This is a genomic window from Methanobrevibacter sp. (assembly GCF_017539065.1).
Taxonomy (GTDB): Archaea; Methanobacteriota; Methanobacteria; order Methanobacteriales; family Methanobacteriaceae; genus Methanocatella.
Genome location: NZ_JAFYHP010000003.1, coordinates 14,441 through 26,845, shown reverse-complemented (window position 1 = coordinate 26,845; position 12,405 = coordinate 14,441). Strand labels below are relative to the sequence as shown.

At 32.6% G+C, this 12,405-nt stretch carries 13 protein-coding genes; 12 read left to right on the top strand and 1 reads right to left on the bottom strand.

The window, feature by feature from the left end; translation table 11 throughout:
- Positions 1 to 64 precede the first annotated feature (64 nt).
- From IKS50_RS00280 to IKS50_RS00245, 8 genes are all read left to right on the top strand, one after another.
- The gene (locus IKS50_RS00280; protein WP_292843861.1) at positions 65 to 994 is read left to right on the top strand and encodes an ABC transporter permease; all 930 of its coding nucleotides are present in this window, start codon (positions 65 to 67) and stop codon (positions 992 to 994) included.
- Positions 987 to 1,841, top strand: coding sequence for an ABC transporter permease (locus IKS50_RS00275; protein ID WP_292843760.1), 855 nt, complete (start codon positions 987 to 989; stop codon positions 1,839 to 1,841). The genes IKS50_RS00280 and IKS50_RS00275 overlap by 8 nt, the downstream gene beginning before the upstream one ends.
- 52 nt (positions 1,842 to 1,893) lie before the next feature.
- Entirely contained in the window at positions 1,894 to 2,400 is a 507-nt protein-coding gene (locus IKS50_RS00270; RefSeq protein ID WP_292843758.1) for a GNAT family N-acetyltransferase, read from the top strand.
- 519 nt (positions 2,401 to 2,919) lie between these two features.
- On the top strand, positions 2,920 to 3,786 hold the full coding sequence (gene truA, locus IKS50_RS00265; protein WP_292843757.1) for a tRNA pseudouridine(38-40) synthase TruA: 867 nt from the start codon (positions 2,920 to 2,922) through the stop codon (positions 3,784 to 3,786).
- A gap of 4 nt (positions 3,787 to 3,790) precedes the next feature.
- On the top strand, positions 3,791 to 4,117 hold the full coding sequence (locus IKS50_RS00260) for a hypothetical protein (RefSeq protein ID WP_292843756.1): 327 nt from the start codon (positions 3,791 to 3,793) through the stop codon (positions 4,115 to 4,117).
- Positions 4,118 to 4,170: 53 nt separating this feature from the next.
- On the top strand, positions 4,171 to 5,493 hold the full coding sequence (gene wecB, locus IKS50_RS00255) for a non-hydrolyzing UDP-N-acetylglucosamine 2-epimerase (protein WP_292843755.1): 1,323 nt from the start codon (positions 4,171 to 4,173) through the stop codon (positions 5,491 to 5,493).
- Positions 5,477 to 6,565 (top strand): ATP-grasp domain-containing protein, encoded by a 1,089-nt coding sequence (locus IKS50_RS00250; protein WP_292843754.1) that lies wholly within the window; start codon positions 5,477 to 5,479, stop codon positions 6,563 to 6,565. The genes wecB and IKS50_RS00250 overlap by 17 nt, the downstream gene beginning before the upstream one ends.
- 1 nt (position 6,566) lies before the next feature.
- Entirely contained in the window at positions 6,567 to 7,589 is a 1,023-nt protein-coding gene (locus IKS50_RS00245) for a hydantoinase/oxoprolinase family protein (protein WP_292843753.1), read from the top strand.
- Here the strand turns inward: IKS50_RS00245 and IKS50_RS00240 are convergent.
- Positions 7,586 to 8,152 (bottom strand): CDP-2,3-bis-(O-geranylgeranyl)-sn-glycerol synthase, encoded by a 567-nt coding sequence (locus IKS50_RS00240; RefSeq protein WP_292843752.1) that lies wholly within the window; start codon positions 8,150 to 8,152, stop codon positions 7,586 to 7,588. The two genes, IKS50_RS00245 and IKS50_RS00240, sit on opposite strands and share 4 nt — an antisense overlap.
- 122 nt (positions 8,153 to 8,274) lie before the next feature.
- Between IKS50_RS00240 and tes the strand changes: the two genes are divergently transcribed.
- From tes to IKS50_RS00220, 4 genes are all read left to right on the top strand, one after another.
- Complete coding sequence (gene tes / locus IKS50_RS00235) at positions 8,275 to 9,792, top strand: tetraether lipid synthase Tes (RefSeq protein ID WP_394357513.1); 1,518 nt, start codon at positions 8,275 to 8,277, stop codon at positions 9,790 to 9,792.
- A gap of 90 nt (positions 9,793 to 9,882) precedes the next feature.
- Positions 9,883 to 10,377, top strand: a complete 495-nt coding sequence (gene hacB / locus IKS50_RS00230) for a homoaconitase small subunit (protein WP_292843745.1) — start codon at positions 9,883 to 9,885, stop codon at positions 10,375 to 10,377.
- A 2-nt stretch (positions 10,378 to 10,379) separates the two neighbouring features.
- Complete coding sequence (locus tag IKS50_RS00225) at positions 10,380 to 11,000, top strand: HVO_0476 family zinc finger protein (protein WP_292843740.1); 621 nt, start codon at positions 10,380 to 10,382, stop codon at positions 10,998 to 11,000.
- Positions 11,001 to 11,008: 8 nt separating this feature from the next.
- Complete coding sequence (locus tag IKS50_RS00220) at positions 11,009 to 12,289, top strand: tRNA (N(6)-L-threonylcarbamoyladenosine(37)-C(2))-methylthiotransferase (protein WP_292843735.1); 1,281 nt, start codon at positions 11,009 to 11,011, stop codon at positions 12,287 to 12,289.
- The last annotated feature ends 116 nt before the right edge of the window (positions 12,290 to 12,405 follow it).

Here is a 12,405-nt window from a genome sequence, read left to right as displayed (position 1 = left end):
TTCAGTGAATAAACAAAAGCTAGCAAAATATTTTGGTTTTAAATTAATACGTTTCATAATATTGATGATTGCTGTTGCAATTTTTAGTTTTGTATTGTTAGATTTATCCCCTATTGATCCAGTTAATGCTTATTTACATGGTGCTGCGGTATCAGAAGCACAACGTCAAATTTTAGAACAGTATTTTGGTACTAATGTTCCATTACCAACAAAAATTTATCATTGGCTTTTAGATTTAATTCAACTTGACCTTGGAACATCATTGATATATCGTGCTCCGGTTATTGATGTAATCATTGATAAATTTTCCGCATCATTCGTATTAATGGCCATTTCATGGATATTAAGTGGAATATTTGGTTTTGTATTGGGCGTTTTGGCAGGTAAAAATAAAGGCTCCTGGATTGATAAAGCAGTAAAAGTGTATTGTTATGCGATTCAATCTGCTCCATCTTTTTGGGTGGGTATGCTTGTTTTAATGGTATTTTCAGTTTATTTAGGCTGGTTCCCGATAGGATTTGGAGTTCCGATAGGTGTTAAAAGTACCGATGCGACATTCATGGAATGGGCATCAAGACTCGTTCTTCCTACCTTGACTTTGAGTTTAGTTGGTCTTGCACCGATTGCGATGTATACTCGTAATGAATTAATTCAAGTTTTATCTTCTGATTATGTATTATTTGCAAAATCTAGAGGTGAAAAAGGTTGGGATTTAATTAAAAATCATGGATTAAGAAATATAATGTTGCCTGCAATCACACTACAATTCCTGTCATTTTCTGAATTGTTTGGTGGTGCAGTTATGGTGGAACAGGTATTTACATATCCTGGAATTGGTCAAACGGCAGTAGCTGCAGGTCTTCAAAGTGACGTGCCATTATTTTTAGGAATTGTGATTATCAGTGCAATATTTGTATTTGTTGGTAACCTACTTGCAGATATTTCTTACTATCTGATTGATCCAAGAATTAAGGAGAGTGAGTTCAATGATTAAGAAAAAAGCAGATGATAAAAAGCAATGGTTTTTATATTCTTCAAATCTTAGAACAAAAACTCTTGTAATTATTGCTATTTCCGCATTGGTCATCATAAGCGTTTTTGTTAGTGGTTATTTTGTTAGAGATATTCCAACCAGTTTTGTTAATGCTAATCAAATGCCTTCCCTAGAACATCTTTTCGGTACTGATTGGATGGGAAGGGACATGTTTCAGAGAACCATTGCAGGTCTTGGATTAAGTTTAATGGTAGGTTTCATTGCATCTGCAGTTAGTACTTGTATATCTATTGTTTTAGGATTATTTTCAAGTTTCAACAAATTTGCAGATGAATGTGTGGCTGGAATTATTGATTTGTTCGGGTCTATTCCTCATATTCTTTTAATCATTATTGTTTCAATAATGTTTGGAGGAGGAGTGTACGGTGTTATTATGGGTGTTGGTTTAACTCATTGGACTCCTCTTGCTAGGGTTCTCAGATCTGAAGTAAAAGAAATAAAAACAAAAGAATACATTCATTTGGCCGAAAACCTTGGAAGAAGTAAAGTTTGGATTGCACTTAAACATATTTTTCCTTTAATCATTTCTCAAATTATTGTGGGTGTAATTTTAATGTTCCCTCATGCAATCATGCACGAAGCGGCAATTACATTTTTAGGATTCGGTTTACCTCCTCATGAACCTGCAATTGGAGTAATATTATCTGAATCAATGCATTACTTATCATCAGGATACTGGTGGTTAGCATTCTATCCAGGTATGTCCTTATTGATAGTTGTATTGTTGTTTGATTTGATTGGAGAAAATGTTGAAAAATTGCTTAATCCTGAAACAGCACAAGAATAAGAGAATACACATTATTCTCTTTTAATTTTTTTTTAAAATTTTAAGTGGTATTATGGATTTTATTATTAGAGAGTTGGAAAATAATCAAGAAGAAATTGAGGCCGTTAAAGAGTTTTTATATGCTCAAATCCTTAATGAGTATGGAATTGGCCCCACTCCTAAATTTCATTATGATATTGGGGGGATAATTGAATATTATATAAGGCCATCTAAAAATAACTTTTACATTGCTTTAGATGGTGAAAAGATAATTGCAACAGCAGCCGTTAGGGCTTATGATGTTGATTATGAACTTTTTAAGGGGGTTTATTCAAAAGAGGACACTGCAAGCATATGGAGATTGATGGTGGATAAGGATTATAGGAGACATGGTCTTGCACGAGAATTGGTCGCTACTATAGAGGAATTTGCTAAAAAGGAAGGATATGATAAGATTTACTTGCATACTCATAGATATCTTGAATCTGGAATCCCATTCTGGACATCAGTTGGTTATGAAATCACAATTGAAGAAGATGATTATGATGAAACCACTCACATGGTTAAATATTTGTCTTAAATAGTAATATTTTTTTAAAAAAGTAATACTTTTGTTCTTGTTTTTATTAATTTTGTTCTTATTCTAATTCATAATTTTAATGTTATTTTTGATTTAAGCTGATTGTGATTATTATTTTTTTTAATTGCCTTTTAAAATAGTAATTTTGCAAAATTTAATGAATTTTTTAATAATGTAAAGTATTATTCTAATTGATTATTAAGCTATACTGTCTTTATTTTTTAATTTAATAATGTCATTTCCCTTAATTTTTATTAATAATTGTTTTTTTATTTTATTTAATCTTCTTATTCGATTTTATTGAAAAAATTTTTTGATAAATTTTATATGGTTATTACTATTAATTAATTATTGGATTACTCAAATTTTTGATAAATATCCGTTTGATTACATATTAACACAATTATAAATAGAGCGATAGTATGCCATATTATTGAGGTAAATAGCTAACAATGGCTATTTACTTTCCTCCTCATTTTTTCTAAAAACTTATTTTATATTACGATTAATATTATATTGATGAAAAGAACAGCACTAAAAATTGGATATATCGGAACTAATTTTCATGGTTTCCAAAGGCAGCCTAATTTAAGAACGGTTGAAGAGGAATTAATTTACCATTTGCGCAAATTAGATTATATTGATGACTTGAAAAAGTCCCGATTTAGAATTGCAGGCAGAACTGATGCTGGAGTTCATAGTTTAGGTAATGTAATTAGTTTCCAATCTGAAAAAGAGGTTAGGGTAAATGAAATTAACAATTCCCTGCCTGACGATATTCAAATTTTAGCCAGTGCTCCTGTCAGATATGCATTTAAACCGAGATACGCTCAAATGAGACATTACCGTTACATGCTATTTCAGGATTTAGACATAGATAAACTCAAAGAATGTGCTGAAATCTTTAAGGGAACACATAACTTCACCAATTTCACAAAACGCTTTCAAAAAACAACTACAAGAACAATTGATGATATTAAAATCACAAAAATAGATTTAAACGATTATCACAAAAAAGAATTCCCAAACCTGCACGATACGATTTCACCGATCTTTGTAGATATTTATGGTGAATCATTCCTATGGAACATGGTCCGTAAGATGATGAGGGTCTTTGTTGATGTAGCTATTGGTAAAATGGATTTGTCTGAAGTGGAAAAGTTATTAAATCCAGAGGAGGATGAACCAAGAGCTTATATCAAAGTAATGGAGGCAGAATACTTGATTTTAATGGATATTCAATATGATGGGATTAAATTTAAGTATGACGATTATGCCTGTGAAAGGTTCAGACGTGATTTGGTAGATTCATTAACCGATTTGCAAAAGAGATATGCAATTCGTGAATCAATGGTTAAAAGTTTATGCGATTTACATAACTGGTGATTATATGGGCGATAAAATTAGTTATAATGATGTTAGGGAATATGAGGATTTATTTAAATTAGCTCCTGCATTTTTACTTGAGAGATTTGCTAAAAAGAATTCAAATATTGTTCTAAAATTTAAATCACAAATATTGTCCCACATATCTGATTTAGATGACACTCAAAAAAAGAAATTGGATTTGATTTTAAGAACAGATATCTCAGTGTTACAGGCAGTAATGAAGGAAGCTTACATAAAAACTAAGATAAAACAGTATAAAATATTGGCAAATCCCAAATATCATGGGTTTATTGAGAAAAATCTCAATGAATTGAGAAAGCTTATTTAATTCTATAAAAATTTTTAAGGTATTTTAAATATAATTAATGTTTAAGTGATAATATGAAAATAGCAACTATTTTAGGAACACGGCCAGAGATTATTAAAATGGCTCCTATCATTGATGAAATCGCCAAAAGAGGCATTGATCAAATAGTTTTACACACAGGTCAACATTATGATAAGGAAATGTCCGATAACTTCTTCAGGGACTTGGAAATTCCAACACCTGATTATAATATCCATGTGGGCTCAGGAACTCATGGAAAGCAAACAGGGCTGATGATGAAAGGCATTGAAGAAGTTCTATTGGAAGAAAAACCGGACATTGTTTTGGTTCAGGGGGATACCAATGCAGTACTTGCAGGCGCCCTTGTAGCTTCAAAATTGCACATTGCAATAGGCCATGTTGAAGCCGGACTTAGATCATTTGACATGACCATGCCTGAAGAGGTGAATCGCAGGGCCGCTGATGTTACCTCAACAATGTATTTCATCCCGACTGAAGAATCCGCAATCAATCTTTTGGCGGAGGGATTTTCACATAAAAACTTGCTTATTACTGGAAATACTGTCGTTGATGCCTGTTTTAGGCACTTGGAAATTGCTAAAAAAAGAGGTTTTGAAGATGAATCTCTGGGCGATTTGGATATCGATAGCATGGACAATATTTTAACATTGACAATGCATAGGGCAGAAAATGTGGATGTTAAGGAGAGAGTAATCAATATCATTGGGGCTTTAAAGGAATTGAGTGACATGAATATCATTTTCCCGATTCATCCAAGAACCAAAAATACCTTAGAAAACTTCGGATTATTCGATGACTTAAATGATTTGGAACATGTCCACATCATAAAGCCATTAGGATATCTTGATTTCCTACTTTTAACCTCAAAATCAACATTGATTTTAACAGATTCAGGGGGCCTTCAGGAAGAAGCCATCACTCTTGATGTTCCTGCATTAACATTAAGATACAATACCGAACGTCCTGAAACAGTAACTGCAGGGGGAAATATCTTAGTGGGATCGGATAAGGATGCAATACTTGAAAATGCCCGTAAAATTTTATCCGATAAGGAATTTGCAGAAAAAATGAAAAATGCTCCAAATCCATATGGTCAAGGAGATTCTGCTAAACTGACTGTTGATGCTATTGAAGAGTATTACAGTAAAGGTTTGCTTAACATTGAAGCTCCAGAGGATATTATGGGTTCATTTACAAGAAAAATGGCTCAAATCACAGAAGACATTACCGTCGGCGAGTTTGAAGTTTGCAACGATTCATTAATTCACATGGTCTTTGACGGTGAAAAGATGCGTTTCCCCGCTGATGATTTAAACTTAAATGGGATGATGATTACTTATGATGAAAGAGAATGATTCTATATTAGTATTTGAATATTTCACGGCTTCTGGCGAAAAGGATAAATGTATCATTTCAGAAGCGGAAGAATTAATTTTTGCACTTTTAAATGATTTGAAAGATTATAATGTTGATTTGGTAATCAATGAATCTTATGGAAACGTATTGGATGAGTATGATAATGTTAATCCAATTTTGATTGATGAAAATATTGTGGATTGGCTTAAAGATAATGCTGCGGATTTTAATAATGCTATTTTCATATCTGCAGAAAATGACAATAATTTATACAATATAACAAAAATTTTAGAAGAAAATAATGTTAAAACATACACTTCCACTTCTGAGGCTTGTTTTAAGACTTCCGATAAGTTTGAAACTTATGAATCACTTCCAATCGATGTTCCTCAACCAAGAACATTCAGGTTTAAAATAGATCCAAAAGGATATTGGAAAAGAGCAATTGAAAATTTACATGAAAAATGGCAAGCAGAAGACCCTTTAACTCCACTAAAGTTAATCATTAAACCATTGGTTGGAGTGGATTGTGAAGATATTGTTATAGTTGAGAATATTGAAGACTTGTCCTATGATTTAGAAAATATCTTCCCGCCAGGTTCCAGAATCATTGTTCAAGAATTTATTGAAGGAACTGATGTTAGTGTCAGTTTATTATCAGATGGGAAAAATGCTATCCCTATAAGTTTAAATGAACAGTTTGTAGAACTTAAAAATGAAAAAGGAACATATTTGGGCGGAAAAATTCCATATGAAAGTAAATATAAATATGAGGCCTTTGAAATAGCTAAAAATGCAGTTGAGGCCATTGATGGATTAAGAGGATTTGTTGGTGTTGATTTAATAATCAATGCTGATGAAAAAGATATTTACTCAGTTTATCTTTTAGAAATTAATTCAAGATTTACAACTCCTTATGTGGGATTAAGTAAAATTGCTAACATTAACATAGGCAAAACCATCATTGAATTAATCGATGGAAAGATCTCCCTTGATGATTTAGACATTTCCCTAGATGGTGAAGTAGAATTTGTAAAATCTGGAGATTCATTAGAAATTAGGAGAAAATAACATGAAAATTGCAGGATTTGACATTGGTGGGGCAAATACTGATTTAGCAGTCATTGACTTTGAAGATGGGGAAATTAAAAACATCGAAGTTGATTTTGCATATCTTCCAATGTGGAGTAATAATGATGATTTATCACGAGTTTTGATTGAATTAATTGAAAAAATTTGTCCGGTTTCTGAAATTGATGCGGTAGGTATTTCAATGACCGCAGAACTTGTTGACGCTTATGATACTAAAAAAGAGGGTGTTTTAGATGTTGTTCAAAAATGTGAAGATACATTTACTTGCCCAATAGCATATGTTGGAATAGATGGAATGTTATCTAAGGAAGAAATTGAAAAAACTCCCCTTAAAGCGGCTGCCGCTAACTGGATTGCAACAGCTCAAATTGCAACATTAATTTCTGATAATTGTATTTTCATAGACACTGGAAGTACAACAACGGATATTATTCCAATTAAAGAAGGCATAGAGTGTGCAATTGGTAAGTCTGACTTTGATAGGTCTGCAACAGGGGAGCTGGTCTACACAGGTACTTTAAGAACCAATCTTGCAAGTTTCCTTGATAAAGTTGAATTAAATGGAAAAGAATATCGTGTGGCTAGTGAATTATTTGCACAAACTGCTGATGTTTACACGGTTTTAGATTTAATTACTGAAGATGATTATGTTTGCGATACTTTCGATGGTGAAGGAAAATCAAAGACAGAATGTGCCCGTAGAATCGCACGCGTTGTATGTGCCGATTTAGAAATGTTGTCAATGGAGGACATTGTTGAGATGTCTAAATTTATCCATCAAAAACAAGTTGAACAAATTGCAGACGGCTTAAAACAAGTTGTTGAAACTCAAAACTTAGATTTAATTGTGACAACTGGACTTGGAAAAGATATTTTAGATAGAAAAGCAGCAGAACTCTTGGGGTTAAAAGTTAAATCAATGGGGGATATTCTGACTGATGAAGAATGTGTGGTTGCACCTGCGGTCGGAACTGCTGTGATGATGGAAAAATATCTTTCTTAATACCATACATCTTTTAAGCCTAGCATAAAAGCTCCAATATTGGATATTAAATGAATTATTAATGTTAGAACAATAGCTAATATAATAAATATCAAATTCACCTCAACAAATGGTGAAACTAATATTATAGCAACTATTATGAAATCCAATTGATCAAGAATTGGTGCAGGTTTTCCTCTTCCAATTCCAAGTCTTCTTTTTAGAAAACTACCTAGTGCATCACCTAACATGGCTCCAAAACCAAGTAAAAATCCGATCAATATTCCATTGTTCACATTGGTAATTATTGGGGTGATAAGATTGTCACCAATTAATGGAATAATCATAGGAGCAATAAATCCTTGAATCGCACCGGTTATTACACCGATTATGGTTCCAGCTATTAATCCTCTCCAGGTAACGCCATCTCCAATCCAACGGTTGCCTTTTGAATCGCTTTTTCCAAAATCAATTGGTGTTCCGCCTCCAAAAGCAAGGGCTCCACCATTTGAAAAATATGCTGGAAGAATAAAATAAAGGGTTGTTAAAATTGCGATTAAAATTATTTGAATTGTAAGTGCCATTTGAAAATTACTCCTTTTTGTATTACTAAACTCACATATATACTATAAATTTAATAATATTTAAATATTAAATTGATTTAAATATATTATATTATGTAAGTATTGTACTAATTGATATTAGTATGAAAGGTGATTTTTTGAAAATTAAAACAACAAAAAGTTTATGTCCAGAGTGTGGGAAAACTCTTGATGCTGAAGTTTATGATGAAGATGGCAAAATCTTTATCAAAAAAACTTGTGATGAGCATGGGGAGTTTGTAAATACTTATTGGAGTGACGATAAATTATATAATAGGGTAGGACAGTTCCTTCCATCAATTACGGGGGTTGAAAATCCTTGTGTTGAGGATATTGCCCCATGTCCAAGTAATTGTGGGTTATGTTCTAAACATGAAACTTCCACTGTTTTAGGATTAATTGATGTGACAAATAGATGTAATTTAAGATGTCCGGTTTGTTTTGCAAATGCAGCTGCTGCAGGATACTTATATGAACCTACTAAGGATGAAATTAGGCAAATGCTTAAGAATTTAAGGAGTTTAAAACCTAATCCTTGTCCTGCTATTCAATATGCTGGTGGGGAACCTACTGTTAGAAAAGACATTATCGAACTTATTGAAATGGCAAAAGAAGAAGGATTTACTCATGTTCAAATTGCCACAAACGGTATTAGGATAGCTAAAAGGGATAATCTGGCAAAAGAATTAAAAGATGCGGGTTTAAATACAGTTTATCTTTCCTTTGAAGGAGTAACTCCCGAACCTTATATTGAAAATAAAGGAAGAAACTTGCTCCCTGATAAACTTCAAGCTATTGAAAACTGTAGAAAAGCAGGTTTAGGCGTTGTACTTGTACCTACATTAGTTAAAGGAGTAAATGATGACCAAGTTGGAGAAATTATTAAATTCGCTTTTGATAATAATGATATTATTTATGGTGTAAACTTCCAGCCTGTTTCATTTTCTGGAAGAACTCCTGCTGAACACGTTGAGGAACAAAGGATTACTATTCCTGACTTTGTTAAAATTATTGAAGATGAAACTGATGGCCAAGTTCCAACTAGCGCTTTCTATCCTCCATCATCAGTCGAACCGATTGCCGAGTTTATTTCTTTACTTAGTGGTAATGATTCAGCTAAAGTAACTTTAAACTGTCATGAACACTGCGGTATTGCCACATATATATTTAGAGAAAAAACTGAGGGTGATGGTAAAGATAAACTAATTCCAATCACTGATTTCATCGATGTTGAAGATTTATTTGATAAATTAAAGGAATATAATGAAAAACTCAAAAATGGAAAATTCGGATCTCGTAAAAGAGTTATGGCTGGTTTAACAGGAAACCTTCCAAAATTAATTCATACTAGCCGATCTCCAAAAGATTTAGATATTACAAAAATTTTATTAAATGTCTTTGTTAAAGGAGATTATGATGCTTTAGGAGACTTCTCTAAAGATGCAATGCTTATTTCATGTATGCACTTTATGGATTCATTTAACTTTGATGAGGATAGAGTTAAAAAATGTGTTATTCACTATGCAACACCAGATGGCAGAATTATTCCATTCTGTACATTTAATTCAATTTATCGTCAAGGCGTAGAAAAAGAATTTTCACAACCTTTTAAAGGAAAATAAAATTAAAACTTAAAAAATCACCTTAACATGTATTTGGGATTATTCCCGAATACTTCATTTTTTTTATAATTAACTTTCACTGTGATATTTATGGAAATTATTAAAGGACAAACATGGACTTTCGGGGAAAATATTGATACGGATGTAATTATCCCCGGAAGATATTTAAGAACTTTCAATCCACAGGATTTAGCAGACCATGTCCTGGAAGGAGAAAGGCCGGATTTCACAAAAAATGTTAAATCTGGAGATATTATTGTTGCTGATGAGAACTTTGGTTGCGGTTCATCAAGAGAACAGGCACCTGTTGCAATTAAGACTGCAGGCGTAAGTGCAATTGTCGCCAAATCTTTTGCAAGGATTTTTTATAGAAATGCAATCAATATTGGCCTGCCCGTAATTGTTTCTGATATAGAAGCTAAGGATGGAGATATTATTAATATTGATTTATCAAAAGGAACATTAGTTAATGAAACTACTGGCGAGTCAAAAACTTTTGAACCATTTAAAGAGTTCATGTTATCTATTTTAGAAGATGGGGGATTAGTTAACCATTATCTGAATGAATCTGATAGGGAGGCATAAAAATGGATTGTCCCATTTGTGGTTCTGATGAAATTGAAATTATAAATTCGAAGCAAAAAACAACTAAGAAAAAATTAACAGAAGAATACTTGCTTAAATGTGAGGAATGTGGACATGTATTTAGAAACATTATTTCTCTAAAAAAACCTAGACCTTACAGATTAATTATTTCAGAGCAGGATAAATCTTATAAAACATCTATTGATTTATCTCCAAGCGATCAATTGGAAGTTGGAGACATTTTGCTTTCCGAGGTTGGTCAAGTCGAAGTCACAGGTATTGAAGTGGGAGATAAAAGAGTAACTAAATCAAAACTTGAAGATGTTGATACGATTTGGGCATCTTCAGTTGAAATTCCTGCACGTATTGGATTTTCAGTTGATTTGCATGGTGAAGTTGATTCATATAAACTTGACCTCGAAAGAGATTTCGAAATCGCTCCGGGGGATGTTGTTAAGATTGAAAACCATATTGTTAGAGTCCACGTTATCAAAACACAAGATAGAAAATTAACTTCTGGATTTGCCAAAGCAGGAGTAATTAAAAGAGTATACTCAAAACCGGTTAAATTTAATAATTATGATTATGATTTAACTAGCAACATTTTTAAAAAAACTAAATAGTGATTTTAATGAAAGTATTTATTGAATCTTATGGCTGCACATTTAATCAGGCTGATGGTCAAATCATAGCAGGTAATTTACTAGAAAATGATATTGACATAGTTGAGGATATCGATGAAGCTGATGTAATTATTGTCAATACCTGTTATGTCAAATTGCCTACTGAAGACAAAATGACCTATAGGATTCAAAGATTACAAGAGGACTTCCCAGATAAGAAAATCATTGTTGGGGGGTGCATGGTTGAAATCGACCCTGAAAAATTAGATAAGATAGGCCCTAATATTTCATGGATTGGCCCGCACCAATTAAACAAATCGGCCAATGTGGTAAATGCAACTTATTGCGGGGACATTATTCGTGAAACCGGTTTTTCAAAAGACTCTAAAGTCAATGTTCCTAAAGTCAGTGACGATAGTCTGATTCATATTCTCCAAATATGTGAAGGTTGTTTAGGAGCATGCACATTCTGTTGCACTCGTTTTGCTCGAGGGCCATTAAATAGCTATCCGATTTCAGACATTGTTGCTGAAGCCCGTAAAGCTATTGAAGGGGGTTGTTGTGAAATTCAATTAACCGCTCAAGATACTGCAGCATTCGGCCGAGACAGTGGTGAAAAACTATCTGATTTAATTAAAGAAGTGGCTAATTTAGATGGAGATTTTCGTGTTCGTGTTGGAATGATGCATCCTAAAAACATTTTAAACGATGTTGATGATATAATCGATGCAATAAAACATCCGAAGGTATATGATTTCATCCATTTGCCTGTTCAAAGTGGAAGCGATAAGGTATTGTCAGATATGAGAAGGGGCCATACCATATCACAATATAAAGGCATTGTTGAAAAATTTAAAAATGAAATTCCAAATTTGACATTGGCCACTGACATTATTGTTGGGTATCCGACTGAAAGTGATGAAGATTTTAATGATACTGTAAAATTACTCAAAGAGATTAAACCGAGTTTAATACATTTATCAAAATATCAACATAGGATAGGCGCAATATCTGCGTCATTAACTGAAATTTCCCCTGAAATAATGAAGAAAAGATCAAAATTTTTATCCCAAATTAAACAGGAAATAACCGAAGAAGAAAACCAGGAATTTGTTAATTCCATTCAAAATGTATTGGTTGTAGAAAAAGGTTCCAAAGGGGGATACATAGCAAAAACAAATTCATATATTCCAGTAATAGTTAATGATGTTGAGTTAGGAACTTTTGTTGATGTAAAAATAACTGAAGCTACCTCCACTTATCTAAAGAGCGAATTATTGGAAGAATAATTTTTTATTTTTCAAAGTATTCTTATTTTGTTTTTATTGTTAATTTGTATGCTTTAAATTTTTATCATGACTATATTTTTTATTGATTTTCGAAAGCATTTTGTAACAGTTACTAT

Excerpts from the sequence above, each read along its gene's own strand:
- IKS50_RS00280 (WP_292843861.1), top strand. The coding sequence starts at position 65 with ATGATTGCTGTTGCAATTTTTAGTTTTGTATTGTTAGATTTATCCCCT.
- IKS50_RS00275 (WP_292843760.1), top strand. The coding sequence starts at position 987 with ATGATTAAGAAAAAAGCAGATGATAAAAAGCAATGGTTTTTATATTCT.
- IKS50_RS00270 (WP_292843758.1), top strand. The coding sequence starts at position 1,894 with ATGGATTTTATTATTAGAGAGTTGGAAAATAATCAAGAAGAAATTGAG.
- truA (WP_292843757.1), top strand. The coding sequence starts at position 2,920 with ATGAAAAGAACAGCACTAAAAATTGGATATATCGGAACTAATTTTCAT.
- IKS50_RS00260 (WP_292843756.1), top strand. The coding sequence starts at position 3,791 with ATGGGCGATAAAATTAGTTATAATGATGTTAGGGAATATGAGGATTTA.
- wecB (WP_292843755.1), top strand. The coding sequence starts at position 4,171 with ATGAAAATAGCAACTATTTTAGGAACACGGCCAGAGATTATTAAAATG.
- IKS50_RS00250 (WP_292843754.1), top strand. The coding sequence starts at position 5,477 with ATGATGAAAGAGAATGATTCTATATTAGTATTTGAATATTTCACGGCT.
- IKS50_RS00245 (WP_292843753.1), top strand. The coding sequence starts at position 6,567 with ATGAAAATTGCAGGATTTGACATTGGTGGGGCAAATACTGATTTAGCA.
- IKS50_RS00240 (WP_292843752.1), bottom strand. The coding sequence starts at position 8,152 with ATGGCACTTACAATTCAAATAATTTTAATCGCAATTTTAACAACCCTT.
- tes (WP_394357513.1), top strand. The coding sequence starts at position 8,275 with ATGAAAGGTGATTTTTTGAAAATTAAAACAACAAAAAGTTTATGTCCA.
- hacB (WP_292843745.1), top strand. The coding sequence starts at position 9,883 with ATGGAAATTATTAAAGGACAAACATGGACTTTCGGGGAAAATATTGAT.
- IKS50_RS00225 (WP_292843740.1), top strand. The coding sequence starts at position 10,380 with ATGGATTGTCCCATTTGTGGTTCTGATGAAATTGAAATTATAAATTCG.
- IKS50_RS00220 (WP_292843735.1), top strand. The coding sequence starts at position 11,009 with ATGAAAGTATTTATTGAATCTTATGGCTGCACATTTAATCAGGCTGAT.